27 protein-coding genes and 4 pseudogenes are annotated in these 25,130 nt (G+C 68.5%); 14 read left to right on the top strand and 17 right to left on the bottom strand.

What is annotated here, in order from left to right; all coding sequences use genetic code 11:
* The 3 genes and pseudogenes from AB0I68_RS30160 to AB0I68_RS30150 all read left to right on the top strand — a co-directional run.
* Positions 1-91: pseudogene (locus tag AB0I68_RS30160) on the top strand (transposase); the annotation flags it as partial.
* Positions 92-162: 71 nt separating this feature from the next.
* Complete coding sequence (locus AB0I68_RS30155; protein ID WP_363180515.1) at positions 163-471, top strand: transposase; 309 nt, start codon at positions 163-165, stop codon at positions 469-471.
* Positions 468-1,364, top strand: coding sequence for an IS3 family transposase (locus AB0I68_RS30150; RefSeq protein ID WP_363180514.1), 897 nt, complete (start codon positions 468-470; stop codon positions 1,362-1,364). The genes AB0I68_RS30155 and AB0I68_RS30150 overlap by 4 nt, the downstream gene beginning before the upstream one ends.
* 199 nt (positions 1,365-1,563) lie before the next feature.
* Here the strand turns inward: AB0I68_RS30150 and AB0I68_RS30145 are convergent, their stop codons facing one another.
* Complete coding sequence (locus tag AB0I68_RS30145) at positions 1,564-2,142, bottom strand: hypothetical protein (protein ID WP_363180513.1); 579 nt, start codon at positions 2,140-2,142, stop codon at positions 1,564-1,566.
* 157 nt (positions 2,143-2,299) lie between these two features.
* On the opposite strand from AB0I68_RS30145, the gene AB0I68_RS30140 reads away from it, so the two are divergent.
* Entirely contained in the window at positions 2,300-2,686 is a 387-nt protein-coding gene (locus tag AB0I68_RS30140; protein WP_363180512.1) for a hypothetical protein, read from the top strand.
* A 249-nt stretch (positions 2,687-2,935) separates the two neighbouring features.
* Here the strand turns inward: AB0I68_RS30140 and AB0I68_RS30135 are convergent, their stop codons facing one another.
* The 7 genes and pseudogenes from AB0I68_RS30135 to AB0I68_RS30105 all read right to left on the bottom strand — a co-directional run bounded on the left by AB0I68_RS30135 (position 2,936) and on the right by AB0I68_RS30105 (position 9,454).
* Entirely contained in the window at positions 2,936-3,997 is a 1,062-nt protein-coding gene (locus tag AB0I68_RS30135; protein ID WP_363180511.1) for a hypothetical protein, read from the bottom strand.
* A gap of 173 nt (positions 3,998-4,170) precedes the next feature.
* Positions 4,171-5,190: a polyprenyl synthetase family protein gene (locus AB0I68_RS30130; protein ID WP_363180510.1), complete on the bottom strand. Its 1,020-nt coding sequence runs from the start codon at positions 5,188-5,190 to the stop codon at positions 4,171-4,173.
* Entirely contained in the window at positions 5,187-5,663 is a 477-nt protein-coding gene (locus AB0I68_RS30125) for a DUF2283 domain-containing protein (RefSeq protein WP_363180509.1), read from the bottom strand. Before AB0I68_RS30125 ends, AB0I68_RS30130 begins: the two co-directional genes overlap by 4 nt.
* A gap of 13 nt (positions 5,664-5,676) precedes the next feature.
* Positions 5,677-8,118: a site-specific integrase gene (locus tag AB0I68_RS30120; RefSeq protein ID WP_363180508.1), complete on the bottom strand. Its 2,442-nt coding sequence runs from the start codon at positions 8,116-8,118 to the stop codon at positions 5,677-5,679.
* A complete protein-coding gene (locus tag AB0I68_RS30115) occupies positions 8,115-8,456 on the bottom strand; it encodes a helix-turn-helix transcriptional regulator (protein ID WP_363180518.1) in 342 nt (113 codons plus the stop codon). Before AB0I68_RS30115 ends, AB0I68_RS30120 begins: the two co-directional genes overlap by 4 nt.
* Positions 8,456-8,644: pseudogene (locus AB0I68_RS30110) on the bottom strand (tyrosine-type recombinase/integrase); the annotation flags it as partial. The gene AB0I68_RS30115 and the pseudogene AB0I68_RS30110, both read right to left, overlap by 1 nt.
* A 369-nt stretch (positions 8,645-9,013) precedes the next feature.
* Entirely contained in the window at positions 9,014-9,454 is a 441-nt protein-coding gene (locus AB0I68_RS30105; protein WP_363180507.1) for a hypothetical protein, read from the bottom strand.
* 287 nt (positions 9,455-9,741) lie between these two features.
* Here AB0I68_RS30105 and AB0I68_RS30100 point away from each other — a divergent pair, with 287 nt between their 5' ends.
* Positions 9,742-10,143 (top strand): hypothetical protein, encoded by a 402-nt coding sequence (locus tag AB0I68_RS30100; RefSeq protein ID WP_363180517.1) that lies wholly within the window; start codon positions 9,742-9,744, stop codon positions 10,141-10,143.
* A gap of 44 nt (positions 10,144-10,187) precedes the next feature.
* Here AB0I68_RS30100 and AB0I68_RS30095 read toward each other — a convergent pair whose 3' ends face one another.
* The gene (locus AB0I68_RS30095; protein ID WP_363180506.1) at positions 10,188-10,649 is read right to left on the bottom strand and encodes a hypothetical protein; all 462 of its coding nucleotides are present in this window, start codon (positions 10,647-10,649) and stop codon (positions 10,188-10,190) included.
* Complete coding sequence (locus AB0I68_RS30090) at positions 10,646-10,861, bottom strand: hypothetical protein (RefSeq protein ID WP_363180505.1); 216 nt, start codon at positions 10,859-10,861, stop codon at positions 10,646-10,648. Before AB0I68_RS30090 ends, AB0I68_RS30095 begins: the two co-directional genes overlap by 4 nt.
* A 373-nt stretch (positions 10,862-11,234) precedes the next feature.
* Between AB0I68_RS30090 and AB0I68_RS30085 the strand changes: the two genes are divergently transcribed.
* The 4 genes from AB0I68_RS30085 to AB0I68_RS30070 all read left to right on the top strand — a co-directional run bounded on the left by AB0I68_RS30085 (position 11,235) and on the right by AB0I68_RS30070 (position 14,734).
* Positions 11,235-11,981, top strand: a complete 747-nt coding sequence (locus AB0I68_RS30085; RefSeq protein ID WP_363180504.1) for a HEAT repeat domain-containing protein — start codon at positions 11,235-11,237, stop codon at positions 11,979-11,981.
* On the top strand, positions 11,975-13,012 hold the full coding sequence (locus AB0I68_RS30080; protein ID WP_363180503.1) for a HEAT repeat domain-containing protein: 1,038 nt from the start codon (positions 11,975-11,977) through the stop codon (positions 13,010-13,012). Before AB0I68_RS30085 ends, AB0I68_RS30080 begins: the two co-directional genes overlap by 7 nt.
* Before the next feature lie 977 nt (positions 13,013-13,989).
* Positions 13,990-14,253, top strand: a complete 264-nt coding sequence (locus tag AB0I68_RS30075; protein WP_363180502.1) for a hypothetical protein — start codon at positions 13,990-13,992, stop codon at positions 14,251-14,253.
* 223 nt (positions 14,254-14,476) lie between these two features.
* The gene (locus AB0I68_RS30070) at positions 14,477-14,734 is read left to right on the top strand and encodes a hypothetical protein (protein WP_363180501.1); all 258 of its coding nucleotides are present in this window, start codon (positions 14,477-14,479) and stop codon (positions 14,732-14,734) included.
* Between the two features lie 40 nt (positions 14,735-14,774).
* Here the strand turns inward: AB0I68_RS30070 and AB0I68_RS30065 are convergent, their stop codons facing one another.
* From AB0I68_RS30065 to AB0I68_RS30050, 4 genes and pseudogenes are all read right to left on the bottom strand, one after another.
* Positions 14,775-15,221 carry a hypothetical protein gene (locus tag AB0I68_RS30065; RefSeq protein ID WP_363180500.1) on the bottom strand — a complete coding sequence of 149 codons (447 nt, stop codon included), beginning with the start codon at positions 15,219-15,221 and terminating at the stop codon, positions 14,775-14,777.
* A gap of 118 nt (positions 15,222-15,339) precedes the next feature.
* Positions 15,340-15,438 (bottom strand): annotated as a pseudogene (locus AB0I68_RS30060) (Ku protein); the annotation flags it as partial.
* A gap of 76 nt (positions 15,439-15,514) precedes the next feature.
* Positions 15,515-15,619, bottom strand: a pseudogene (locus tag AB0I68_RS30055) (Ku protein); the annotation flags it as partial.
* A 315-nt stretch (positions 15,620-15,934) separates the two neighbouring features.
* Entirely contained in the window at positions 15,935-16,114 is a 180-nt protein-coding gene (locus AB0I68_RS30050; RefSeq protein WP_363180499.1) for a hypothetical protein, read from the bottom strand.
* 216 nt (positions 16,115-16,330) lie between these two features.
* On the opposite strand from AB0I68_RS30050, the gene AB0I68_RS30045 reads away from it, so the two are divergent.
* Positions 16,331-16,765, top strand: coding sequence for a DUF6153 family protein (locus AB0I68_RS30045; RefSeq protein ID WP_363180498.1), 435 nt, complete (start codon positions 16,331-16,333; stop codon positions 16,763-16,765).
* A gap of 97 nt (positions 16,766-16,862) precedes the next feature.
* Entirely contained in the window at positions 16,863-17,807 is a 945-nt protein-coding gene (locus tag AB0I68_RS30040; protein WP_363180497.1) for a hypothetical protein, read from the top strand.
* 42 nt (positions 17,808-17,849) lie between these two features.
* Here the strand turns inward: AB0I68_RS30040 and AB0I68_RS30035 are convergent, their stop codons facing one another.
* Positions 17,850-18,542 (bottom strand): DUF305 domain-containing protein, encoded by a 693-nt coding sequence (locus AB0I68_RS30035; protein ID WP_363180496.1) that lies wholly within the window; start codon positions 18,540-18,542, stop codon positions 17,850-17,852.
* Positions 18,543-18,605: 63 nt separating this feature from the next.
* The gene (locus AB0I68_RS30030; protein WP_363180495.1) at positions 18,606-19,550 is read right to left on the bottom strand and encodes a tyrosinase family protein; all 945 of its coding nucleotides are present in this window, start codon (positions 19,548-19,550) and stop codon (positions 18,606-18,608) included.
* Positions 19,551-20,705: 1,155 nt separating this feature from the next.
* Here AB0I68_RS30030 and AB0I68_RS30025 point away from each other — a divergent pair.
* The 3 genes from AB0I68_RS30025 to pflA all read left to right on the top strand — a co-directional run bounded on the left by AB0I68_RS30025 (position 20,706) and on the right by pflA (position 24,358).
* Positions 20,706-21,146 (top strand): pyridoxamine 5'-phosphate oxidase family protein, encoded by a 441-nt coding sequence (locus AB0I68_RS30025; protein ID WP_363180494.1) that lies wholly within the window; start codon positions 20,706-20,708, stop codon positions 21,144-21,146.
* A 174-nt stretch (positions 21,147-21,320) separates the two neighbouring features.
* Complete coding sequence (gene pflB / locus AB0I68_RS30020; RefSeq protein WP_363180493.1) at positions 21,321-23,582, top strand: formate C-acetyltransferase; 2,262 nt, start codon at positions 21,321-21,323, stop codon at positions 23,580-23,582.
* On the top strand, positions 23,579-24,358 hold the full coding sequence (pflA, locus tag AB0I68_RS30015; protein ID WP_363180492.1) for a pyruvate formate-lyase-activating protein: 780 nt from the start codon (positions 23,579-23,581) through the stop codon (positions 24,356-24,358). Before pflB ends, pflA begins: the two co-directional genes overlap by 4 nt.
* Positions 24,359-24,589: 231 nt before the next feature.
* Here the strand turns inward: pflA and AB0I68_RS30010 are convergent, their stop codons facing one another.
* Positions 24,590-25,042, bottom strand: coding sequence for a pyridoxamine 5'-phosphate oxidase family protein (locus AB0I68_RS30010; RefSeq protein WP_363180491.1), 453 nt, complete (start codon positions 25,040-25,042; stop codon positions 24,590-24,592).
* Between the last annotated feature and the right edge of the window lie 88 nt (positions 25,043-25,130).

Genomic DNA, 25,130 nt, shown 5'->3' with positions numbered 1-25,130 from the left:
CCGGCTGCCGCCGTACGCACCCGATCTCAACCCCGTCGAGGCCGTCTGGTCCCTCGTGCGCAGAGCGATGGCCAACACCGCGTTCGATACATCCGTGAAGCTTCCCCTTGATCGTGGACACCTGGACACTGGGACGTGAGAGCCCAGAGGAAGCTGTGCCAGGTGGGAAGCAAGTACACGAAGCGGTACTCGGACGAGTACAAGCGGGACGCGATCGAGCTCGTGCGGTCGTCGAGCCGGACGGTGACCGAGGTCGCCCGGGAACTCGGGATCAGCTCGGAGTCCCTGCGGGGCTGGGTGAAGAAGGCCCGCGCCGCCCAGGACAACGGATCGGGACCCGGTGCCGTGCGGGCCGCCGACGATCGGGACGAGGAACTGAAGCGGCTGCGGAAGCTGGCCGCCGAACAGGCGAAGACGATCGAGGTCCTGAAAAAAGCGACCGCCTTCTTCGCGAAGGAGAGCGACCGGTGAGCGAGATATGCCGGTTCATCCACGCGGAGAAGGCGAACTACACGATCACGCTGCTCTGCAAGGTGATGAAGACCGCCCGCTCCACGTACTACGCGTGGGTTGCCGGAGCCGAGGCTCGCGAAGCGAGGCGGCGGTCGGATGAGGCCCTGACCCACGAGATCACGGTGATCCACATCGCGTCCCGGCGAAACTACGGTGTCCCGCGCGTCACCGCCGAACTGCGCCGGCAGGGCCGGGCGGTCAACCGCAAGCGGGTGGAGCGGGTCATGCGGGAGAACGGCATCGCCGGGAACAGCCGGCGCACCGGACGCCGCAGCCTGACCAAGGCCGACACCAAGGCCGCCCCGTCGCCCGACCTGGTCGGCCGGGACTTCACCGCCGCCCGCCCCGGAACGAAGATTGTCGGGGACATTACCTACATCCCCACCGCCCAGGGCTGGCTCTACCTCGCCTCGTGGCTGGACCTGGCCACCCGCGAGGTGATCGGGTACTCGATGGCCGACCACCACCGCGCCGAACTCGTCGTCGACGCCCTCGACGTGGCCGCCGGGCTCGGCCGCCTGGAGCCCGGCTGCGTGATCCACAGCGATCGCGGATCGGAATACACCTCCCGCCAACTCCGCACCAAAATCAGAGAGTTGGGCCACCGGCAAAGCATGGGCCGGACCGGAAGCTGCTTCGACAACGCTGCCGCGGAGAGTTTCTGGGCCGTCCTGAAAGAGGAGATCGGCACCCGCTTCTGGCCCGACCGGGGCACCGCCCGCGCCGATATCTTCGACTTCATCGAGACCTTCTACAACAGACGCTGCCTGCGCAAGCACATCGACTGGGGCTACCTCACACCCCACGAGACACGCCTGCGCTACCGGCAAGATCAGGCCCTCGCGGCGTAACGACAACGTGTCCAAGATCACGGGGAAACTTCATCCGACGACCTCGACCGCACACTCCGCCGCGAGTTACGCAGAATCCAGCTCCGGCCCCACCTGATCGACGGCTGCCTCACCGCCACCGGCCTGCCCCTCGACCCACCGACCCCACACTGAAAATCTCAGTAATGGTGGAGTCGGGTATTGGAACTGTCCGAATGCCTCAGCCATTGCGGATCCAGGCGGTGAAGTCGTCTGCGAGTCCGGTGAGGTTGGCGTTCTCGGTCCGTCGGGCGATGCCTTCGTAGTACTCCAGCTCGTGGACGAGCACCGGAACGGGTCGACCGAGATGCCGCTCGATGAAGCCGGTCGCGTGGAGGCTTCGGACGAGCTCGCAGCATGCCTGGTTGAACCGGCCCTCGATCTCCGCAGCCAGCGCCCCGACCGAGCTCACCCAGTCGGCTCCGTCGACAGGCTCCTCGTACCAAAGTCCGAGCTCCCTGATCCACTCGTCGCGTGCGGCAGCGCCAGCGGGATCGCTGTTGCCGTCGCCGACCACAGTGAGTTCGTTCTGGAGCCAGAAGGCGTAGTTCCAGCGGGCTTCCGCCGGATCGCTGGCGTTGTAAAGAGTGCGGCCGACTTGAGCTTCCGTGTTGTAGCCGACGGTCAGGACGGGCCGGCGCGAATCGCCGCCCTCATTGTCAATGAAGAAGGAAAGCGCATAGACGTCGGGTGCCTCGGCGGCTGGGATGGCGGAGATGGCCTCCGCTGCCCGGCGTTCCAGGTGATCGGTGAACGTCATGAGAGGTCAAGTTCCTTTCTGAACTGGATGGTTGGGGTTGACCGATACTGAAGGAGGAGCCGGACAAGTAGACCGCGGCCGCTGTGGCGGCTGCCTCCGCGCGTGAGCGCCAGGCCCTCGTGTCGACTCACCGGAGGCGTGGGACAGACTCTGGGCCATGTCGAACAACCACGAGAGCACCTGTGCCGAGGGCCTGACCGCTGAACAGTTCACGGCACCGCTCCTGAAGAACATGCCGAGGTTGGCCGGAGACTTCAGCCACGAGGGCATCCAGAGGTTGGGTAACCCGCTGCCGATGCTCGTGGTCAACGACGGCGACGAGCTCCTGGAACTGATTCTCGAACCGTCTGGACAGGACTACTGGCTGAAGCCGAAGGAATCGTTCATGGTCACGTCCTACGGGGACTGGCCTGACTATCCCTTTGAGGCGATTCATGAGCCGGGGCGCATCGTGGTCTGGGTGGTGTCCTGCTTCGCCACGGTGACCTTCCGGAATGGAAACGAGGTTCCCGGTGGGTACCAGCGCCCGGCAGGCACCTATTGAGCTCGCCCTCGCGGCCAGCGGCCAGCTCTCCTGCTCCACCGGTTCATTCGCCTTCGGTATCCAGGCGCTCAGCTGATGTGAGTAGGTACTCGGGCAGCTTGGTGCTGGCTGCCTGGCTCTGTTCACGGAATGCGACAGCATTTGTTCACGACTTCGGGAGGCATCGCCGACTCGCCGAGAATCGAACAGATCATGAGAACGGACAGCGCCCCGGAGGGGTGGCCGGCCGGAGGCGGGTGGTGGCGGTGTCTACCGATGTTCTGCTGCGAGGAGCTGGTCGTAGTCGGCGACCAGCTCGGGCGAGCTGGTGGTCAGGTGTGCGTTGTTGAGGTAGCCGCGTTTCGCGGTGGCTACGTGCCCCCAGAAGACGCCAGGGACCAGGTCCACGAGGCTGTCGGTGTGGGCGGCGAGTCGTTCGATGGTGGTCTTGTCGTAGCCGAGCGCGCGGGCTTGGTCGAGGTAGGTGTCCCGCTGCCGGTGCAGTTCGCGTTCGCGCTGCAGGTACAGATCTCGGATGGTGACGGCGGCCTGGAGGAAGGGGATGTTGCGGGTGCGGGCGATGGTGAGGACGGAGTTGAGGGCGGTGTCGGTGCTGGAGGGACTCTTCTGGTCGCGGTAGGCGGAGAACAGGTCGTTCTGGTAGGCGATGGCCTGCGCGAGAAGGGCGTACATGCGGTCGCGGACGGGGGTGTAGGCGAGGGCGCCTGGCAGCTCGAATCCGTCGAAGAACTCGATGAGGTCGGCGTACATGTACATCGCGATGTCGCGTTGGCGGATGTGGCGGATCTGGTCGAGGGTGGGCGGGGCGGGGGCGAGGGTGGCGGCGTACTTGGCGGCGATTCCGGAGAAGTAGGTGTGCACGGAGTGGCGCCATCGGGCCATCCACGTGGCGCTCATGGTGCGGTCGCCTTCGGCCATGTAGTCCAACAGGGCTTTCGAGCAGCCGAGCAGCGGTACGGGGGGTTCGCGGCGGGTGTCGGCGTGCAGGACGGTCGTGGTGTGGTCGAGGACGGCCATGGCGTGCGAAGGGGTGTTGATGCCCTTGCCGAACATGTCGTCGAAGACGACACCCCAGGTGATCCACTTGGCGACGTAGAGCAGTCCGTTGCCGCGAGCGCGGGGGAAGGCGGCTGCGGCGGAATGGGCGATGTTCCAGGACGTGAGCACGCTGGCGCTGTCCTCGGTGCGGATCAGGTCGGTGTCGCGGGCCCACTGGAGGTTCGCGTGTTCGGCTTCATGCGCACCGGCGGCCGCCTTCCAGGGGTTGGGAGCGTGCATGAACTCGGCGATGGCGTCGATGCTGTCGAGCACGGGCTCTCCTAAAGACGATCCGGTTGTTGACGGGGCCGGAGGTTTCCGGCCCCGCCGCGGCGACGGAGCTCGGCGGGCCCGGGGACGTGGCGGTCGCTCGCCGGGGTGAAACGGTCGGTGGCCAGGCGGGCGCCCCGCCGCGAAGCCGCCTCCTTCGTGCCGCGGCCCTGCGGTCAGCTGTCGCGGCGGATGAGGTAGTCGGCCAGGGCGGTGAGCTCGGCGGCCGGGATGGGTGCGGGCTGCGCCAGGGAGAGCTGGTGGAGGGCGTCGGCTGTGTGGCGCTCGACGCGCAGCATGGTCGCTTCCCGGGCGCCGGTTTGCTCGATCAGGTCGGCGGCGCGGGCGCAGTCGCCGTCGCTGAGGGGGGTGCCTGTCTGGTACAGGGCGCGCAGCTGCCGGGCCTGGGGGGTGCTGGAGGCCAGCGCGGCGGCGACGGGGAGTGAGAACTTCCGCCGGCGCAGGTCGGAGCGGGCGGGTTTGCCCGTTGTCTGCTCGTCGCCCCAGATACCGAGCAGGTCATCGGCGCACTGGAAGGCGATGCCGAGGTGGCGGCCGAAAGCACGCAGGTGCGCGGCGCGTTCACGGGTCGCGCCGCCGGCGGTGGCGCCCAGTTCGCAGGCACAGGCCAGCAGCATGCCGGTCTTCCCGGCCGCGATCTGCAGAGCACTGTGTTCCCCGCGGTCGGTACTCGCCTCCGACAGGACGTCGAGGTACTCGCCTTCGATCAGGTCTTGGACGGCGGCCAGCAGGGCCGGGACGGTCAGGTCTGCTCTCGGGGCGTCGGCGAGGGCCTGGACGGCGGCGAAGAACAGGGCGTCACCGGCGAGGATCGCCGCGGGTATGCCCTTGGCGGCCCACAGGGCAGGGCGCCCGCGGCGCAGCGGGTCCTGGTCGATGATGTCGTCGTGCAGCAGGCTGGCGTTGTGGACCAACTCGACGGCCACCGCCGCGGGACGGGCCGCCTGCGGGTCGCCGCCGACCGCCTGACACGCCAGCAGGGCCAGCGACGGGCGCAGGAGCTTGTGGCCGACAGGGGCATCCGAGGCGATGCCGTCGTCCGTCCACCAGCCGAAGTGCAGGCCGACCACGTGCCGGACCTCGGCGGGCAGGCCGTTCATCCGCAAGCGCAGAAGCGGTCCAACGGCGATCGCGGTCTGCGCCAAGATCTCCGGAAACTCACGAGGCTCTGTCATGCATCCCCCCATAGGCAAGTGCCGTGGTCACCATCAGGGTGAGGTGGCCGCGACACCGCGGGCAGGGCGCACAGTCCAGCGTGCGGAGTGCGCATCGCCGCTGCGCGCTCCCCCAGCGGACCCCGATGCGCCCCTACCTCGCGTCCCCACGCGGCGGCCGTATGCCGTCGGGAGCACGGAGTGCTCGCCCACAGAAGCAGGTGCTGTCCAAACTCGTGAACATCGAACATGACGACGTCGGGGCGCCTCCCGAAGCCATGAGCAGACGCTGTCCAATCCCGTGAACAATGCCAGGCTGCCAGTACTTCGATGCCGATGAGGCGTCCGTGCTCGTCGAAGTCGAGGTTGATCATGCCGCCGACGTCGACCGGATCGCAGGGATACATGTGCGAGGAATAGGCGCGGACCTGCGGATCGGTGAGGTACACGTACGCTGCGTTCACAGTCTTGTCGTAGGTGACTCTGACGTTCATGCCAGTTCCCTTGCTATCGAGGTGCAGGTGAGGTGCTGGGTGAGAGCGCGGCGGTTGATCGTCGGCTGACGTCGGCGGCGTAAGCGGCCCAGTCTCCGGCAGACGCCTTCTGCCACTGGACAGCGACTTGGATGTGGATGCCGAGCATGCGGGCCAGGATCGCGGCCGGGACTTCTTCGGCGAGGGCGAACAGGGCGGTGGACCGGGCCTGGCCTGGTTGGATTCCGACGGCGATCAGCCGTAGGCCGAGCCGGTCGGCGCTGACGTGCTGGCCTGGGCGTTGACCTGGAAACAGCCAGGGCGTCTCGTCGGCGTGTCCGATCACCGTGTAGGGGCGGCGTGTTGCGATCAGGTCGAGGACCAGTGCGGCGAGCGGTTCGGGCAGGACGGTCGGGGAGGTTCCCAGCTGGATCGAAACCCGGCCGTTCGCCTCGGTGACCTGATCGACGGTGAGGCTGCTGATCGTGCTGAGCCGTTGGGCGTAGAAGAGCAGGAGTAGTCCGGCAACCCGGTCGGCCGTGGCCACTGTGGCGTCGTGGAGGAGCCTGCGGGCGTCGTCCCACCGGCCTTCGGAGTCGTGGGGGCCGACGGGGCCCTGCCAGCGCTCGGCGCCGAAGGTCAGCCCTTTCGCCAGCCGGTTCTTGGTCGCCCAGCGGATGAAGTGGCCGGTCTGGTCCCGGTAGCTGAGGTCCTCGTCTGCTTTCCACTGGTCCAGGTCGGGCTGGGTGCAGGTGGCCAGGGTGAGATCTCTGCCGGACAGCCAGTCCAGGAAGTTGACGGCGGCGGTGATGTGGCTGCGGACGTTGGCCATCTGCAAGTGGGTGGTGTGGTCGGTGCCGAGGCGTCCGCGTAGGCGTCGGAGGTGGTGCCAGACCGCGTAGCGGTGAAGCATCGCTCGTTCTTCGTGATCGTCACGGGATGTGACGGTCCGGGAGATCCACCGTTCGAGTTTCACCAGGCGCTCGTCGCGATCGGGCAGTATGCCTCCGGCGACGAGAACGGCCCGCAGATGGTCGAGGGTCTTGCCGGATGTGAGCTCGTCGAGGACGTCGTGGGTCAGCGCGCGTTGGTCGGATGCGATCTCCTTCATCAGCCCGGCGACGACCGGGCGCGACAGCCAGGCGACTGCGGTGACCGGTCGGTCGATGCCGGTCAATGCGGCGTGCAGCGGGGCCAGTTCCCGGCGAACGGATCCGTCGGGGCCTGCGAACACCTCGTCGGCGCGTTGGGTGAGAGTGCAGCGGTGGCAGGGCCGGTGCGCGCTGGTCTGCCAGGTGGTTTTGCAGATCGGGCAGCGTTCCCAGAAGTCCGGGTCGGGGTTGAGGCACTTCGCGCACAACGGCGCCTTGCGTGTGCCGCCGCGGATCGAGGCGATGGTGTGGCAGCCGCTGCAGCGGGCCCACCAGGATTGGCACCGGTCGCACCACGGTTCGCCGGTGGCCGCGGAGATCTCGCAGAGTGCCGATCGCCCGCAGATCCCGCAGGTCGCTGCGGTGCGGGGTCGGCAGTGCTGGCACCAGGGGCCGTCTGCGGTGCGGGCCGCGACGCGCCGTCGGCGCCCGCAGCCGCGGCAGTCTTCGAGGTTGATCGGATTGCTGCTGAGGCAGTTCGGACACAGCGGGCGGCCCTGGGCATCGCGGGTCGCTGGTTCGCGGACCGCGCCGCAACCCGCGCAGGGCAAGGCCCGGTGGTGCGCGAAGCAGGTGCGGCAGACCCGCTGCCCGTCCAGCAGCTTGGACAGTGCCACCGTCCGACCGCAGCGCGGGCACGACGGTCGCGCGATGTTGCTCGCGCCCGCCGTGAGGAGTTCGTCGATGAAGCGCAGGACCGCCGGGGTTGGGGCGTCGCTACCCGCGCCGGTCAGCAGCGAGGGCTGGTTGATGATCGCCCAGGCCAGCCGGCGCTGTCCGGCCGGGCGGACCGTCGCCCGGCCCAGCGCGGCCATGACGTCGGTCGCCTCGAAGCCCGGCGAGATCAGGGCGACGGCTTCCGCCAGCAGTACCGTCGGGTCGCCCTGGTCGTCGGGGCATTGTTCGCAGCGAGGCTGGCCGTGGCGGTCGCGGGTGGCAACTCGCCGCTGGTCTCTGCAGGCGGCGCAGGTCTGGGCGGTATCGCGGCATCGCGAGCAGAGCAGGTATCCCCGCCGGCTGATCATGTAGGTCAGTGTTCGCCCGCACTCACCGCAACGCGGGGCGGCTATCGAGGTTGCGCCGGCCTCCCGCAGTCCTCGCAGGAGCTGTCCCACCGACCACGCGACCGGCGGCCCGCCGGTCGTCAGTACCTCGGGGCGGTCCGAGAGGAGCTGGGCCAGCCGGCGGCGTTTCGCGCGCCCGCCGGCGACATCGACGACGACCTGGTGGATGCTGGCGGCGTCCAGGCCGGGTTCGACCGCCGTGACCAGCCGCACGATCAGGCCGACCGGGTCCGCCAATGCCTCGTCGATGGTGTCGGTCACCGGTCCGCCGGGGCGATCCTGGCCCGCTTGGGCCGCAGGTCGCCGATGCTCTCGGCGGCTGTCCCGCCTGCAGCGGCCTTCTTGGGCCTCTGCGCGGCGCCGGCGGCGACGACGGGTTCGATCAGGTCGTCCATCGTGCAGTCCAGGATGTCCAGCAGGGCCATCAGGATCTTCAGGCTCAGGCGCTCGGGGCGCTCGACGACGAGGCGGTAGACCTGGCTGGAGGACAGGTTGATGCCGCGTTGGGCCAGCGGCGGCAGCAGGTCAGTGGTGGAGAACATGCCGCGGTCCGCCATCAGGTGACGCAGGTGCCAGCGGTAGTCGAGCTTGGCGGCCATCATCGGTCCTTCCCCGTCGGCGCCTCATCGAACGCCGGGTTGAGTGCGTTGCCCAGAGCAGTGTTCATGAAGTCGTCGCTGACATGGGTGTATACGGCCGTCGAGCTGTCGCACTCGTGGCCCACTTGCTGCTGGATAAATCGCCTATCTACTCCGTTTTCGGTCAAATGTGTGACATATGAGTGCCTTCTGTCCGCAGAGGCCGTGTGCGATGGGGGGCGTGTTGTCATTGACCAGGCCCATCCGCTCGGAGGCATTCGCGGCGCTGGTCGACGGGTGTGTTGCATTCCAGCCGATGCACTGTGATGCAGGTCATAGCTCTGAGGTGTTCGCGAATGAGGTCGGTAAGCCTGCGAAGGGGCATGGGTGCAGATCCTTTGAGGGGCCGCTCCATGGTCGCCGGCCTGCTGCGCTGAAGAAACGGCCCACTTGTGGGCCCTGGGACCGTGATTGGATCTGCACCCAACGACAAATGGCCTCGCACCCCGGGGGATCGGGGTGCGAGGCCGTTGTGGGCGCTCAGGAGCGTTTAGCTTTGGTTGCTGCCCGGCGCTGGTTCACACGGCGATCGGGTTGGGTTCGGTGACGCAGCCTGATCCGAAGACGACCAGTCCTTTAGTGATGATGTCGGTGCCGGGGAGGGGGGCTGTCGCACCGGGTTCGCTGACCGAGTCGGTGCAGTACTCCTGCAACCGGGCTGATCCGGTGTTGCGCAGGATGATCGGGCCATGGCCGGGGTAATTGACTACGCCGTGCTCGGCGTCGGTCTGCTGGGGCGTTGGACACACGGCCCCGACGCGGTTCGGGACTCCGGGCAGGCCCAGCGCCGCGGCGACGCGGTTGATTGCGTCGATGTCGGTGCCCAACGGCGGTTTGTCGAGGTTGATCACCTGGACGCAGCCCAGGGCGGGCGTGTCCGCGGGGGCGGCGCTGGCGGTCGGGGCGAAGGCGAGGCTCGCGGCGAGGGCGAGCGCAGCCACTAAGGCAGACTTCTTCATACGACCCAGGATCCTCTTCACATTCGCGTCATGGCAGGACTTCGAGTGTCGTCCACGAAAGCGTTTCAATTCCTCCTTCGTTTCCGGCTGTCCGGCACGGTCGTTGGTGGCTCGTGTGAGGTTGCCCTCCGGGCTCAGTAGGACTCCGTTAGGCCGCTTCTTCGGCGCAGCAGACCAGCGACGTGGAGCGACCCCTCAAAGGATCTGCACCCAAGGGGCATCTGGGAGATCGCCGTCCGGCGAGCTGCACCGTCTCCGGTGTCAGTGGCAGCTGCAATGCCGGCGACGTGATCCGTTGGAACCTGCTCGTCGTCGACAAGGCCCTGCGTGCCAGTTGGGCTGCTGACACCTGCTCGCCCGACAACCAGGCCGACTGGCAGTCCGGCAACCCCGCCTGGGGCCACCGCGACATCACAGCCTTGATCGTCAACGACATTTTCGGCGGCGACCTCATGGTCGGCGAGGTGCACCTCGACGGGGACCAGCACGGCTTTCACCGGTGGAACCGGCTGCCCAGCGGCGTCGAACTCAACCTCACGCACGAGCAGTTCCAGCATGGGCAGACCGTCACCGCGACCCGTGTCATCGAACGACCGCCTGGGCCCCTGCCCCGTCGCTGGGACGAGTATCTCCTTCTGCGCGAGCGCGTTATCGAGCACCTCGGTCTTCTGCCGGAGCCTGCCATCTGACCAGGCAGGGCTCAGGAACAGCCCACTTCTCTCGGGTTGGTGCTTCAACTGCACGATCCGATCATGGTTGTGCGAGCCGTTGGGAGTCTGGTGACGCGGCTGGCCGCGTCGGCGGTGCCACGGAGGCGGACGATCTCGTCATGCTGTGCGGCGAGCCGGGCGAGCGCCTGGGTGCGGAAGTCGGTGAGCTCATCGATGCTGCCCGCGGAGCGAGCCAGCCGTTCCTTCAATGCCGTGACCTCGGCTTTCAGGCGTGCGATCTGGGCTTCTCGTGGGTCGGTGACCTCTCCAGCCCGCTGCAGGATTTGGAGGCGGCGTTCGAACTCTTCGCGCAGGTGGGAGTAAGGACGGGTGTCGTAGAAGGCGGAGCGATCGACGCCAGCCTCGATGGGGAGGGTCTTGATGTCGCATCGGCCGCCGGGGGGAATCTCGCCGCGCAGGAGTCGGTCCATGACGGTCCGGATGCGGTTCTCGTTCTCGGTCCGCCGGGCCGCTGTGATCCTCATGCTGATTCCTCGTCAGGGACTGTGCCGCTGGCGGCGTCGATCGCCGACAGGACTCGCTGGGCCCGTTCGTACTCGCTCTGCAGGCGGGGCTTCTCGGTCTTGCGGGTCGCGCCGAGACCGCCGAGGAAGACTTTGGCCTGGTCGGCGTGCTCGGCCCAGATGGGCCGGTGGCATGGGCGGTGCGTGGCCTGCGGGCAGCGGGCGGAGCGCACATCCCGACGAGCGGACGGTCGGCGTCGGGGGTGCCGACGAGTTTCAAGCACAGGGCCCGGGAGGGGTCGGTGAACCAGTAGTAGTTCGCGGCGCCCAGGTGCAGGGTCTTGGCGCGCTTGGTCAGCAGGTTGAGCACGTCCCGGTCATTGGCTGGATCATCTTGTCAACCGCCCACTGCACCCGTCAGCGTGAGCTTCCGTCTGCCGATCTCCGCCTCAAGTTGGCGGGCCCGAGAGGTACCGTGAACCAGCGGATTTTCCCGATTCGCCAGTATGAACTTGAACTTGACCTTGACACGGTGACAAGGTTTTCACTTGGGCGCAGGAGGTGGTTCCGATCAACACGACCTACATAACCCCGCGGAACACCCGCGTGACCAACGCCCTGGGCGCCGAGGATTCGTCGGTCCGGCTTCAGACGGCCCTGGCGGTCGGCTCGAACCCCGACCCTGTGTTCCTGGAGATGCTCCTCGAGCGGTGCGCGGTCGAGCCGGACTTCTTCGTACGAGACATGCTGTCGTGGGCGTTGACCCGTCTCCCGCCGGAGATCACCCTGCCCCGGATCCGCCAGGAGCTCGACTCCGAGCGGTCCCAGGCCCGCAGTCAGGCGCTGCACACACTCTCCAAGATCGGCGACAAGAGCACGTGGGCCTGGATCACCCGCGACATGCTGCGGGACGCCGACGACGAGGTCGCGCGGACCGCGTGGCGCGTCGCGGTCGTCCTCGTGCCCGAGGACGAGGAGAAGGACCTGGTCGACGAACTGGTTCTGCAGCTCGGCCGTGGCGACCGAAATGTGCAGCTGAGTCTGAGCCGGGCCTTGGTCGACCTCGGTGACGTGAACAAGCCCCTCCTGGAGAGGGCCGCGGAGAGTTCCGACCCGGCGGTGGCCGCGCACGCCCGTGCCACCGAGCTGCTCCGACAGAACCCGGAGACCGGTTTCGACGCGGCCCTCGACGAGGCGAAGCGCGTGGTCGCACTCGGCCCGGAACGAGCTGCTGCTGCTGCCGCGGCTGCATCGGCAGGCACCGAGATCTCGGAGACCGCCGAGCCCGCGGAGACGACCGAGCCGATGGAGGCCGCGAAGGCTGCAGAGGCTTCGGAGGGCGCGGATTGCTGATCGGCGACGTGGCCCGCCGCTCCGGGGTGAGCACCCGGATGCTCCGGCACTATGACGCCCTGGGATTGGTGCGGCCCACGGGCCGCACTCTCGGTGGCTACCGCGAGTACTCTGCCGAGGATGTCCGCAGGATCTTCCACGTGGAGAGCCTGCGGTCCCTAGGGCTATCGCTCAAGCAGATCGGGCGCGCGCTGGAGGATCAGGCCTTCACGCCGTCCGCCCTGGTCAGCGACCTCATCCGGCAGACGGAGGACCGCCTGGCGCGAGAACAGGAGCTGCTCGAGCGGCTCCGTGCGATCGACGCGTCGGCGCCCACCAACTGGCAGGGAGTGCTGCGCATCGTCGAACTCATGCGGGAACTCAACTCGACCAGCGCCGCGCACAGACAGCAGGCTGTCCTGGCCCGGCCGGAGGACGCGCCGGTACCCGCCGAACTGCTGGCCGGGGCGGTCCTGACCGAATCCGACCCGCACGTCGCAGGCGCCCTGCACTGGGCGCTCGCCCGATCGGGCGGCGACGGCATGGCGACGCTCCATGCCGGCATGCACTCGGAGGACGCCGACATCCGGCGGCGCGCGGTGCTGGCGATCGCCGAGATGCCCGAGGCTCCGGGTGCTACCGCGGTGCTCGCGGACGCCCTCGGGGACCCGGACACGACGGTGCGCAGGCACGCTGCTCTGGCTCTGGGCAGGCAGGGCGTGGCCGCGGCCGTGCCCACACTCGTCAGCATGGTGGTGGAAGGCTCCAACGACGTGGACGCGGCGGAGGTTCTGGGAATGCTGTCCCTGGACCCCGGGTGCACGGGCCGGATCACGACCGCCCTGGTCGACGAACTGGCCGCGCCCACCGCGGACTCCACGACGCGGATCCGCCTTACCCAGGCGCTGGTCGAGATCGCGGGAACCACCGCGCAGGAGGTCCTGCGCCAACTGGCCCACGACGACGACGGCGCTGTCGCCCTCGTCGCCTCGGCCCTTGTCGGAGTTCTCAAAGAGCGGCCCCTCGAAGACCAAGCTGACGAGCATTCCTGAAAGCGCGATCTGAACGAGGCATCAGCCATGGCCTCTCAAGGGCGCTTCACGAGAGGCTCGCCTGGGAGGCAGACGGTGCCACGGGCATAGCTGGACGGCAGTATGTGCACACCGCAGGTGCGTCTCGGCACGGGATCGCCGGGCGAGCGCCTCGGCCACCCGGACGCAGGCAGCGGGTCGGTGCTCATACGTCGATCCTCCAGGCGGCCGAATGGCGCAGCCCTGGAACACCGCCCCTTCACCAGTAGACCGCCCCCGACACCAGCCGCCCTGTCGCGGTCGGCCTGGCCGTCCTCGCGTGGACGGTCCTGTCCGTGTTCGCGATGCGCGGCCTGACCCTGCGCCGCCCCGCTGCCCGCCCGGTGAAGGTCACCGTCAAGCCCGAGATCCACGTCCCGGCCCCGGCCTCACGCCCTTGCCCCCGAACACCCCGCACCCCGCTGACCTCTTCGGTCGGCGGGGTGCGGCGCTGTCCACCGACGCACGGAGGAGATCGCAGATGCTCATCCCCCGCCCGCGCCGCCGGATCGGCCGGCCCCGCCCACAGCGCCCCGGTCCCCGATACCCGAACCACCCCGCCCGGATCCCCGGCTCCTGGAGCAAGTGATGCCCCGCACGCGCAGGAAGCGGCGCCGCGAGCTCAAACGGGTGCCCCGCTCCGACGCGACACTGCCGGAGCATGACCGCGGGGCCTTCCCCGAGGGCCTCCTCACCCGGCGGCAGTTGCGGGAGAGGGGACTCAGCCCCGGTGGGCACGACCCGGTCGCGGTCCTGCGCTGCAAGTACTGCGCCTTCCGACCCGACCCTCGACCACGCCCCGCCCGATCAACGTCCTGCTGATCGGCGGCTGCGGCCACTGGGCCGCCACCGAAAACCACGTCCCGGCCATCCTCACCCTGCAACGCGACGGCTTCCCCGTCCGGGTCAGCGCCATCTGCGACCTGCGCGACCCCTACGACGAGAACCTCCTCCGCCACATGCCCGACCTGCCGGACCTCCTGCGCTACGACCGGCCCCGGTGGATCCAGCCCAAGCCGGGGGAGAAGGCCGAGGATCTGGAGCGTCGCCTGGACGCCGCGCACGGCCACCAGCCGTTCGACGTGGCGATTGTCGCCTGCAACCCCGTCGCCCAGGCGTACTCGTTGCGCATCAGGTGCGCCTCGGACCTGAACTGCCGCTCGGCGGGCGGCGCCAGGCGCAGCACGACCGACTCGTCCGCGTCGCCCAGCTGGAGCCGGTAGACGCTGTTGTGCAGACCGCCTCCCAACTCGACCGTCGACTCCGCCACCGCGCGACGGCCGAACGCGGCCCGCACGGGCTGATGCCGCCGCCCACCCGCGAGCTCCTCCAGGACATCATCAGCCGGAACGCGCCCCGTGCCGGGGCTGGGGCAATGTCAGACCCGCCTCGTAGCGTCGAAGACGAGGGCTCGGACCGGGACCCTGAGGATGTGAGGAGCAGGCCATGGGCGAGATCAGTGTCGACAGGCAGCACCTTGACCGGCTGCTGGCCGACAGCGCGAGCACGTACGGAGCCCCCTACCAGCGGGCCTTCGCCGAGCTCGCCGAAGCGCGTCGCGGCCGGCCCGTCGCCGAGATCCTCCCGCTGCTCCGCCGGGCCGCGGACGAAGCGCTGCTCGGTTTCACGGACGCGGACCTGCGCGAGCAGGCGGAGGCCATCAGCACGGGGGAGCCGTACGTCCTGCGCGTGACGGTTGCCTGACCACGACCGCGCCCCGTAGAACGGACCGCCACGGGGAGGGTCAGGCCTTGCGCCGGCCCCGGCTGGTGTGAGCGAGGGCCTCGGCGAGCTGGTCATGGTTCATGGACGAGCGGCCCGAGATGCTGGCCGCAGCCGCCTTCTCGTACAGCTCGGCCTTCGTCAACGCCATCAGCTCCGTGCCCTGGCCTGCCTGGCCGGAGCGGGCCCGCTTCTTCGGGGCGGGCTTCTTCTCCCCGTGCGCAGCCCGGGCGCCGGGGTAGGCGGCCTTGCCCCCGGTGTCCTTGGGACTTCTGGCCAGCTCGACGCTGGCGCGCAGGGCCTCCATGAGGTCGACGGCGCCGGTCGGCTGCGCCGCCGGTTCGGCCTTTTCCACCGTTTCTCCGGTCGCCTTTGCCTTCACCAGGGCCTCGACCTTCTCGCGGAAGGTGTCGTGGAAGGACTCCGGGTCCCATTCCATGGCCAGGGCGTCGATCAGCTGCATGGCCATCTTCACCTCCGCTGCTGTCGCCTCGACCTTCCCCGGGAGGTCGGGCACCTCCGCGTGCGGGTCGCGCAGCTCCGGCCCAGTGCAGGGTATGGATCGTGAGCAGGCCTTCCGCCTCCTCCGCCTTCAGCGCGACCAGGTACTCCCGCCCGCGCATCACGAACGTCGCGATGCCGGCCCTGTTCGACTCGGCCAGCGCCCGCTCCAGCAGGGCATACACCTTTTCCCGTAGTGGGCCCCCGAGGCCCCAGGAAGTACGTCTTGTCGAAGTAGACCGGGTCGACGGTGTCCAGGTCGACGAAGCCGACGACGTCGATCGACCGGGAGCGGCCGGGAGCGATCTCGTCGAGCTCCGGCGGCTCGACGATCACATATTCGGATCCGGTGTCGTAGCCCTTCACGATGTCTGCCAGGTCCACCTCATCCCCGGTGCGCTTGCTTACGCGCCGGTTGCGCGGTCCCCCGCTGGAGCTGGTGGAATCGGATCGTGTGGCTGTCCGTCGCCGTATACAAGCCCGCGGGAAGGCTCACAAGCCCGAACCCCAAAACCCCCGTCCAAACGGGTCTGGCCATCACCCGCACCATCCTTTACCCCAGGTACACCCGGCGCCTTCCCACCCTGCGCCCGATCACCCCCCACAGGCAACGGCAGCCCGACCGTGCACAATCGCCCCGGCCGCCTCCCGGTGTCCCCAGGGAAGCGCTCTCCAGGGCCGTCAGCGCCCTTCCACCTCGCCGCGCTCCCGCGTCCAGGAACGCACGGCATGCTCACCCTCGGGGGGCTTGATGAAAACCCTGAAGCCGCAGCTCAGAGCCTTGCTCGCATAGCTTCTGGGAACGTTATTCCCGGTTTCTGGGAACGCCGCGGCATTGCCCCAGGCCAGATTGCCTTCCATGGCACGATTCGGTGCCTGCCTTCATTGCGCCTTGCCGTCGCGATGGGTCCCCCAGTCGCTGGGCGTAGATGTGCGCAGCACGTCGGCATGCCCAGGCAGCCCTGCAATCACCGTTGTCGGTGAAGCCCCTCACAGCAGGTACCAGGCGGGGGTATGGTCTGGCAGAGTCGTGGAGCCGGTCTCAGGAATCGGTCGTCCGGAGGGAAGGGAGCGGCGGTGAACAGTGCGCAGTCGCGCAGGCGGGGCGTTGCCCGGCTGATGGCGGTGTGCGCGGTGCTGTTCGGGCTGTTCCTCATGCATGGCGCGCCGGCCACCGCGGCCAGTGGCTGCCACGAGTCGGTGTCGGCGCCCGCCCCCGTGCACGACGATCATGGCGGGCACTTTGGCGCGGCGATGGCTCCGTCGGTCGTTGCCGGATCGGCTCACATCGACCCGCAGGTTATGGCCGGTGAGCACGGGGCCCTGTGCGTCGCGACTCCCCCGCGGGGAGGGATCCCGCTGCCTGTGGTGTGGCTCCTTGCCGTCGTCGTCTTGGCGGCGGCCAGCGTCTGGGCACTCTTGCGGCGGCGTCTCGCGGCGGGGGGCACGGGACGGCGCGGTCCGCCGGACGGACGTGATCTGCTGCTGAAGGTGTGCGTAGCGCGGAACTGACAGGCATCTCGCCCGAGCCCGGTGTACGGGGGCTTCGGGCCACGTGTCCTGATCAACCGCGCGCCCGTACGGCGCGCACATCCCGAAGGTTTCTGTGATGTCGTTCACTTCTCGTATCGCTCCCCGCCGTCGTGCCCTGGCCGCGGCCGGTACTGCCGTCGTCCTCGCGGTCACGCTGGCGGCCTGTGGCTCGTCGAAGGACTCCGACTCGTCCATGCCGGGCATGGATCACGGCTCCAAGCCCTCCGCCTCGTCCTCGTCCGACATGAACCACGACCACGGTTCGATGCCCGGCATGGACCACGGCGGCGTGGATCACGGGGCCATGGGCGACGGCCTGGCCGACGCCAAGGACGGCTATAAGCTGACCTCCACCGCCACTGAACTGCCCGCGGGCCAGGACACCGCTTACAAGTTCCAGATCGCCGGTCCGGACGGCAAGCCGGTCACCGCCTTCGCGGCAGACCAGACGAAGAAGATGCACTTCTACGCCGTTCGCTCGGACCTCACCGGCTTCCAGCACGTGCACCCGACGATGGCCGAGGACGGCACCTGGACCGCCGACCTGTCGTCCCTCGAGCCGGGCACGTGGCGGACGTACGCGTCCTTCATCCCGGACAGCGGTGCGGGCAAGGGCCAGGACTTCGTCCTCAGCCGCACCGTGACCGTCCCCGGCGAGGCCAAGAAGACTCCGCTGCCGGAAGCCTCCACCACCACAGAGGTGGACGGCTACACGGTCACGGTCAAGGGCGTGCTGATGGCCGGGATGGCGCACCCCACGACGGTGAGTATCAGCAAGGATGGCAAGCCCGTCACCGATCTCCAGCCCTATCTGGACACCTACGCGCACCTGACCGCCTTCCACGAGGGCGACCAGGCGTTCGCGCACCTGCACCCGGAGACGAAGGTCGACGGTGATCATGGTGGTCCGGACCTGTCGTTCCAGGCCATGCTGCCCAAGCCGGGTAACTGGCGGATGTTCCTGCAGTTCCAGACCGGCGGGAAGCTCCACACCGCCGCGCTGACCCTGGGCGTCAACTGACGCACCTACGGGGCGGCACCACGGTGCCGCCCCGTACCGGGGTCATGGTGTGGCCGTCGCGGACGGCGAGGCGGTGCCGAGCATCTTGCGCATCTGGGTGATCTCGGCGGTCTGCGAGGTGACGATGTTGCCGGCCATCTCCTTTGCCGGGCCGTAGGCGCCCTGCTGCTTCTCCGTGTTCGCCATCTCTACCGCACCTTCGTGGTGCTTGATCATCATGGTCAGGAACATGGTGTCGAAGGCGTTGCCGGTGGCGCCTTTGAGCTGGTCCATGTCGTGGTCGCTCATCATGCCCATGCCCATGCCCATGTCCATGCCGGGCGTCGCGGACGCGTTCCCGTGTCCCATGCCGCCCATGCCCTGGGGGACGGCTTCGCCCCAGGACTTCAGCCAGGTCGTCATCGTCTCGATCTCCGGCGTCTGCGCTTTCTTGATTTTTTGTGCGAGGGCTTTCACATCGCTGGACGAGGCGTGTTGCTCGGCCATGTCGGCCATGACGATGGCCTGACGGTGGTGCGGGATCATGCCCTGGGCGAAGGTGACGTCGGCCTGATTGTGCTGACCTGCTGGTGCGGAGGCGGATGGGGACGCAGTGGGGCTGGCTTGGGTGGTCGTTGTGCTGGGCGAGCCGCCGCTCTTACTGCTGTTGCCGCCGCAGCCGGTCACGACGAGGACTGCCGTGGCCACAGCAGCGACCATGGCCACACGGTGGGACGGGCGGCGGGGGACGTTCATGGCGCAGGCTCCTGGGGCGTGTGGGCGGTGGCGTGCTGTCAGGCCGGTCCCGTGCTCGTGTCGCTAGTTGTAGCGGCATGGCGTGACGACTGAGGGGTCTTTGTAGGTTTTCGGGATGCCCAGTTTCTCGGGGTCGCACCAGGGGCGGATCAGGTTTTCCTGGCCGGTGACTTCGTTGAGCGTGTGCCCTGTTGACCACGGTTCGATGTTGGCGTTGAGTTCCGGGTCCGCTCCGAGGCTGCCGTAGACGTGGTCGGGCTGGAGCCGTTCGGGGTGGTCTGGCTGCAGCTGCCACAAGGCGAACAGCCGGTCCACGTTCGAGTGCAGCAGGAAGACGAACGGGTCGCGGAAGGAGATGTGCTGGTTGCCCATGTTCACGAAGCCGTGCATCTTGTTGTGGCTGTCCTCGAGCAGGACCGCCATCTGGGCGAAGTCCCCGGCGGCCAGCACAGCCTGGTCCCGGGCTGGGGTGATGGGCGAGCCGTTGACCTGTCTGTTGACCGCCCGTGGCTTGTCTGCGGGATTGTTGTTCGGGTCGAAGGCGTTGTCGGAGCGGAACGGGTTCGCCTGCGGGTCGTAGAACCCCGCAGCTTGCCACGGCTGCCCAATGGGCTGGAGGGTTTGCCCGCCGTAGCCCATGAAGTCGGAGGTGAAGAGATTCAGGGTGCCGGTCTGGCCGTTGCCGAGGTTGGCGTTCGGGATGCTCCGGGGGTCCTGTGTCCAGTCCCAGTAGTGCAGGGACAGCCGCGGGTCGATCACACGCAGCTGGTCTTCGCAGCGGTTGACGATCTCGCGGTGCCAGGGCAGGAATTCGGGGCCGCCGTGAACGTGGGTGACCTTGTGGATCTCGTCCTGTTTGAACCACCAGGTCACACCCCCGGGAACGGCGTCATCTCGTTTACCGTCCCACCGTGGCGTATTCATCTTCAAGAAGGAGTTGCGCAGCAGGGTGCGTTCTTCAGGGTCGACGGTGGCAATGTTCCGGCGAATGCCGTCTCCCAGTGCCATGGCCACTCCTCACGTACCGCCAGTCCCTCCGCTGCCTCTTCTACGATGCCGCGGACCGTCCCAGCCCACTGTGGCCGCAGGGGCCGCACTCGGCGACTTCGATGGGCTGAATGGGGAACGGGCAGGTGCGCCCGCTCAGACGCTCAATTCCGGGGCAATGGGCGGCAGTGGTGATCGCCGGACGGTGGCGGAGGCGAAGCCTTCGGGTGCGCGGTGAAGCGTGGGCGGGCGCCGGGGTGGTCCGTATCGAGGTCCGGTGCACGGCGGCGGGGGCGGCTTGTCCGGAATGTGGCGTCTGATCAGACCGGGTGCACGGTTCTTACCTGCGGTTTCCGGCGGACCTGCCCAGCGCGGGACAACCGGTGGTGCTGTCCTTGCACATCCGGCGGTTCACCTGCGCCGGTCCGTCGTGTCCGCGGCGGACGTTCGCCGAACAGATACAGGGGCTGACCCGGCGCCATGGCCGGGCCACCGAGCGGCTGCGCTCGGCGATGGGCACCATCGGGCTTGCCCTGGCGAGCCGGGCCGGGGCTCGACTCGCCGGCCACATAGGGATCACGACGAGCCGCAGCACGCTGCTGCGGCGGGTGATGGAGCTGCCCGACCCGCTCGCGACCGAACCGAGGGCGGTCGGCGTTGACGACTTTGCGCTACGCCGAGGTCACGTCTATGGAACTGTGGTGATCGACGCCGAGACCCACAAGGTCCTGGACCTGCTGCCCCAGCAGGACGCGGCCACCATCGCACCGTGGCCGGCCCAGTACCCAGGCATCGAGGTGATTTGCCGAGACCGGGCCGGCGCCACGCCGAGGGCGCGACCACCGGCGCACCCCAGGCCACGCAAGTGGCAGATCGCTTTCATTTGTGGCAGAACATCGCCCAGGCCGCGGAGAAGATCGTTGCCGCCCACCGCCTCTGCCTGCGAGAACTCCCACTGGCCATCCCACGGGGTGGCCGCCAATGAGGGTTTCGGCCATGCTCACAGGAAAGCCGGGCCTATGGGCACACCAGAAGGGCCGGTCGGCCCCCCTTCGCCGGCACAGTTCCTCGGGCCGCTCGCCGACAAGGGCGGGACCGGCGGCCCCTCACCCGTGGCCGCCACCGCGCGCAGCATGGAGCGTAGATCTATCCACCGCGCGAAAGACGGGCCGGCTCATGTATCCGAACGATGGTTTCCGCGAACTCGGTCGTCAGGAGTGCCTGGGCCTGCTGGCGACGGCTCCTGTCGGCCGTATCGTCTACACGCGCCAGGCCCTGCCCGCGGTCCTGCCTGTCAATTTCAGCCTGGACAGCGACGGAGCGGTGCTGCTGCGCATCTCGGCCGAATCGGAGCTGGTCCGCGCGGTCGACGGTGCGGTCGTCGCCTTTGAGGCGGACGCGGTCGATGCAGTCTCGCGCTCCGGCTGGAGTGTCGTCCTCACCGGCCGGGCGGCTGTCGTGACCGACCAGGCGGAGCTGAACCGACTGGATCAGACGGGACCGCGCTCCTGGGCTCCCTCGCCGAAGGAGGTCTTCGTGCGCATTGAGCCGGAACTGGTCACCGGGCGTGAGCTCGTCGGCGGCCGCACGATGTACGGCGTGCGTCTCTCCTTCTGAGCAGCTGCCCCGCCACCCGCGCCAGGGGCCGATCGGCCCCATCGGGAGGGGCCGGACAGCCCGGCAACGGGTTCCCGCAGGCCCTGCTGTGGGCAGCGGCGACGGACAAGCATGACAGTGGAGCCGCGCACGGGATCCTCCGTGAGCGGTGTCGCGAAGGATGCGGAGGCAGTGATGACCGTGGCAACCCGTGCAGATGTGGATGCTCCCGCCGAGGCCTGGCGCGGTTTCGCCGGACAAGGCTGGCGCGGATCCGTCGACGTGCGTGACTTCATCCAGGCCAACTACACGCCGTACGAAGGCGGTCCCGAGTTCCTGGCCGGCCCGACCGAGCGCACGCTCTCCGTCTGGCGCAAGGTGAGTGCCCTGTTCCCCGAGGAGCGGCTCAAGGGCATCCTCGACGTGGACACCGCCACGCCCTCGACGATCACTTCCCACCGGCCGGGCTTCATCGACCGCGACCGCGAACTCGTCGTCGGCCTGCAGACCGACGCCCCGCTGCGGCGGGCGATCATGCCGAACGGCGGCCTGCGCATGGTGGAGAACGGCCTGAAGGCGTACGGCTACGCGCCCGACCCGTTCGTCACCGAGGTTTTCGGCACCTACCGCAAGACCCACAACGACGGCGTCTTCGACGCCTACACTCCCGAGATGCGGGCCGCCCGCAAGGCCGGAATCATCACCGGTCTGCCGGACGCGTACGGCCGCGGCCGGATCATCGGTGACTACCGGCGCGTCGCGCTGTACGGCACCGACCGGCTGATCGAGGCCAAGCGGGCCGAGCTGGCCCTGCTGGACGCGCAGCCCTCCAGCGCCGATGTCATCCGCGACCGCGAGGAACTGGCCGAGCAGATACGCGCGTTGGGCGAACTGACCAAGATGGCGGCCACATACGGCTGCGACGTCTCGCGTCCCGCCTCGACCGCGCACGAGGCCGTGCAGTGGCTCTACCTCGGCTTCCTGGCCGCGGTGAAGGAGCAGAACGGCGCCGCGATGTCGCTGGGCCGCACCTCCACCTACCTGGACGTCTACCTCCAGCGGGATCTGGACGAGGGGACCATCGACGAGACCCGGGCCCAGGAGCTTGTCGACGACTTCGTCATCAAGCTCCGGATCGTACGCTTCCTGCGCACCCCCGAATACGACGCGCTGTTCTCCGGCGACCCCACGTGGGTGACGGAGTCCATCGGCGGCATCGGCGCCGACGGCCGCCCGCTGGTCACCCGCACCTCGTTCCGCTTCTTGCAGACCCTGTACAACCTCGGACCCGCGCCCGAGCCCAACCTCACCGTGTTCTGGTCGCCCCGGCTGCCCGAGGGCTTCAAGCAGTTCTGCGCGCAGGTCTCCATCGACACCAGCGCGATCCAGTACGAGTCCGACGACCTCATGCGTCCCCGCACCGGCGACGACACCGCGATCGCCTGCTGCGTCTCGGCGATGGCGGTGGGCCGGCAGATGCAGTTCTTCGGCGCCCGGGTCAACCTCGCCAAGGCCCTGCTGTACGCGATCAACGGCGGCCGGGACGAGATGAGCGGCGAGCAGGTCGCTCCCGAGGCGCCCGCGCTGACCCGCGAGTACCTGGACTACGAGCAGCTGCGGGCGGCGTACCACCACATGCTCGACTGGCTGGCGGCCACGTATGTCAACGCGCTCAACGTCATCCACTACATGCACGACAAGTACGCCTACGAGCGCATCGAGATGGCGTTGCACGACTACCCCGTGCACCGCTTCATGGCGTGCGGCATCGCCGGCCTCTCGGTGGCGGCGGACAGCCTCTCGGCCGTCAAGTACGGCCGGGTGAAGGTGATCCGGGACGAGACCGGGCTGGCCGTGGACTACGAGGTCGAGGGCGACTTCCCCGCGTACGGCAACAACGACGACCGCGCGGACGTGCTCGCCGCCGAACTGGTCGAGTCGTTCATGACGAAGGTGCGCAAGCACTCCACCTACCGGGGTGCCGAGCACACGCAGTCGGTGCTGACCATCACCTCGAACGTGGTGTACGGCAAACACACCGGCAACACGCCCGACGGCCGCCGCGCCGGCGCACCGTTCGCGCCCGGCGCCAACCCGATGAACGGCCGGGACCGGCACGGGGTGGCCGCCTCGGCCCTGTCCGTGGCCAAGATCCCGTACGAGCAGGCCCGGGACGGCATCTCGCTGACCACGACGATCACGCCTGAAGGGCTGGGCCACGACCCGGCCGAGCGTGCGGCCCATCTGGTCGGCATCCTGGACGCGTACACGGCCTCTGGCGGTTTCCACATGAACGTCAACGTCCTGAACCGGACGACGCTCGAGGATGCCATGGAACACCCGGAAAAGTACCCGGAGCTGACCGTCCGGGTGTCCGGGTACGCCGTCAACTTCGTCCGCCTGACCCGCGAGCAGCAGCTCGACGTGATCAGCCGCACCTTCCACGGGGCGCTGTGAACACCGTGGCGAAGCCGGTGACAGGCCGGGCGCTCCCGGCGGCGGGGCAGCTCACCGGCCGGGTGCACTCCTGGGACCTGTCCACCGGCGTGGACGGTCCCGGGACCCGGTTCGTTCTCTTCGTCAGCGGCTGCCCCCTGCGCTGCCTGTACTGCGCCAACCCCGACACCTGGCACATGCGCGACGGCAGGCCGACCACCGTCGACGAGGTGATGGCCGAGATCGAGAAGTACCGGCCCTTCATCACCACCGCCGGCGGAGGAGTGACACTCACCGGCGGCGAGGCCCTGCTGCAGCCCGCGTTCACAGCCGGGATCTTCCGCCGCTGCAAGGAACTCGGTCTGCACACGGCTCTCGACACCTCCGGCTTCCTCGGCGACCGCGCGAGCGACGAACTGCTCGCCGACACAGGCCTGGTCCTGCTGGACATCAAGTCCTTCGACATCCGGGCCTACCGGAAGCTAACCGGAGGCGAACTCTCCCCGACTCTGAACTTCGCCACCCGCCTGGACCGGCTCGGCGTCCCGGCGTGGATCCGCTACGTCCTTGTGCCCGGTTGGACCGACGACCCGGAAGCCATCGACGGCCTCGCCCGCTTCGTCGCCGGGCTGGGCAACGTCGACCGGGTCGACGTCCTGCCGTTCCACAAGCTCGGCGCCCACAAGTACGACGCCCTCGGTATCCCCTTCGCCCTGCGCGACACCCCTGTTCCCGATCCAGGGCTGACGCAACGAGTGCGCGAACAGTTCCGGGAGCACGGTCTGCGGGCAATCTGAACCGACTGCTCGGGGAAGGCGTCAGCGTGGGCAGTTCACACGGCATGCAACTGCCCACCTGCCCTCAAAGCCGCCCAACTCCACCGGTGCTACACCTGCGCACGCCCGCAATACGCTTCCCGGCCGCCCATGACCGGGCCAGCCGGCTCCGACACGGGAACCAGTGGCCCGCCGTGCCCCAAGTGCGGGGCGACGACACTGAATGCGAATGCGGCGGCTTGCCGACCGTAGTCAGGTGTTCGCGGCGGTGAGCCGGAGGCCCGTGATCAAGTCCGGGCGGATGCGGAGCGCGTAGTCCATGGTCTGGTTCACCCACGGGTTGAGCAGCTCACGACAGCGGGCCAACTCCTCGGGCTCGGTCACCAGGTGGGCGTAGCCGGTGACCATCACGCTCCAGCCGAGGTGCCTGTCCGGGTCGATGTCGTCGGCCTCGTAGGCGACGACCACGCCCTGGCCGTCTGCCTGCCGCGCGCGCGAGGTCAGCGCCGCGCTCTCGTGCGTGCGGATGATGATGTCGCCGTTGTCCAGGATGTGGTTGACCGGGCGGATGGTCGGCAGCGCGTGACGAGTGAAGACGATCCTTCCGAAGGACACGCTGCCCAGCAGCCGCAAGGCTTCGGCACTGTCGATCTCGACGATCCGGCGCGGTCCGGCAGGAAGGGGCTGAGCGTGGTCGGTGGTCATTGCGGGCTTCCGTACGGTTTCGTTGTTCACTGTTGTGCGTCTTCGGTCGGCGCGCGGATGCTGTCGGGTGGTGATCGGCCGTCGTGGC

The organism is Streptomyces sp. NPDC050448, assembly GCF_040655295.1.
Taxonomy (GTDB): domain Bacteria; phylum Actinomycetota; class Actinomycetes; order Streptomycetales; family Streptomycetaceae; genus Streptomyces.
Note: the sequence above shows the minus strand (reverse complement) of the source record. Positions and strands in the feature narration are given on the sequence as shown.

Bases quoted from the DNA above. Each gene is read 5' to 3' on its own strand.
- AB0I68_RS30040 (WP_363180497.1), top strand. From the start codon at position 16,863: ATGTCGTTCACTTCTCGTATCGCTCCCCGCCGTCGTGCCCTGGCCGCG.
- AB0I68_RS30145 (WP_363180513.1), bottom strand. From the start codon at position 2,142: ATGACGTTCACCGATCACCTGGAACGCCGGGCAGCGGAGGCCATCTCC.
- AB0I68_RS30115 (WP_363180518.1), bottom strand. From the start codon at position 8,456: ATGGCCGCCAAGCTCGACTACCGCTGGCACCTGCGTCACCTGATGGCG.
- AB0I68_RS30010 (WP_363180491.1), bottom strand. From the start codon at position 25,042: ATGACCACCGACCACGCTCAGCCCCTTCCTGCCGGACCGCGCCGGATC.
- AB0I68_RS30050 (WP_363180499.1), bottom strand. From the start codon at position 16,114: ATGGAAGGCAATCTGGCCTGGGGCAATGCCGCGGCGTTCCCAGAAACC.
- AB0I68_RS30095 (WP_363180506.1), bottom strand. From the start codon at position 10,649: ATGAGGATCACAGCGGCCCGGCGGACCGAGAACGAGAACCGCATCCGG.
- AB0I68_RS30075 (WP_363180502.1), top strand. From the start codon at position 13,990: ATGCCCGACCTGCCGGACCTCCTGCGCTACGACCGGCCCCGGTGGATC.
- AB0I68_RS30065 (WP_363180500.1), bottom strand. From the start codon at position 15,221: ATGGCCATGCAGCTGATCGACGCCCTGGCCATGGAATGGGACCCGGAG.
- AB0I68_RS30035 (WP_363180496.1), bottom strand. From the start codon at position 18,542: ATGAACGTCCCCCGCCGCCCGTCCCACCGTGTGGCCATGGTCGCTGCT.
- pflB (WP_363180493.1), top strand. From the start codon at position 21,321: ATGACCGTGGCAACCCGTGCAGATGTGGATGCTCCCGCCGAGGCCTGG.
- AB0I68_RS30030 (WP_363180495.1), bottom strand. From the start codon at position 19,550: ATGGCACTGGGAGACGGCATTCGCCGGAACATTGCCACCGTCGACCCT.
- AB0I68_RS30140 (WP_363180512.1), top strand. From the start codon at position 2,300: ATGTCGAACAACCACGAGAGCACCTGTGCCGAGGGCCTGACCGCTGAA.
- AB0I68_RS30070 (WP_363180501.1), top strand. From the start codon at position 14,477: ATGGGCGAGATCAGTGTCGACAGGCAGCACCTTGACCGGCTGCTGGCC.
- AB0I68_RS30130 (WP_363180510.1), bottom strand. From the start codon at position 5,190: ATGACAGAGCCTCGTGAGTTTCCGGAGATCTTGGCGCAGACCGCGATC.
- AB0I68_RS30025 (WP_363180494.1), top strand. From the start codon at position 20,706: ATGTATCCGAACGATGGTTTCCGCGAACTCGGTCGTCAGGAGTGCCTG.
- AB0I68_RS30125 (WP_363180509.1), bottom strand. From the start codon at position 5,663: ATGAACGTCAGAGTCACCTACGACAAGACTGTGAACGCAGCGTACGTG.
- AB0I68_RS30105 (WP_363180507.1), bottom strand. From the start codon at position 9,454: ATGAAGAAGTCTGCCTTAGTGGCTGCGCTCGCCCTCGCCGCGAGCCTC.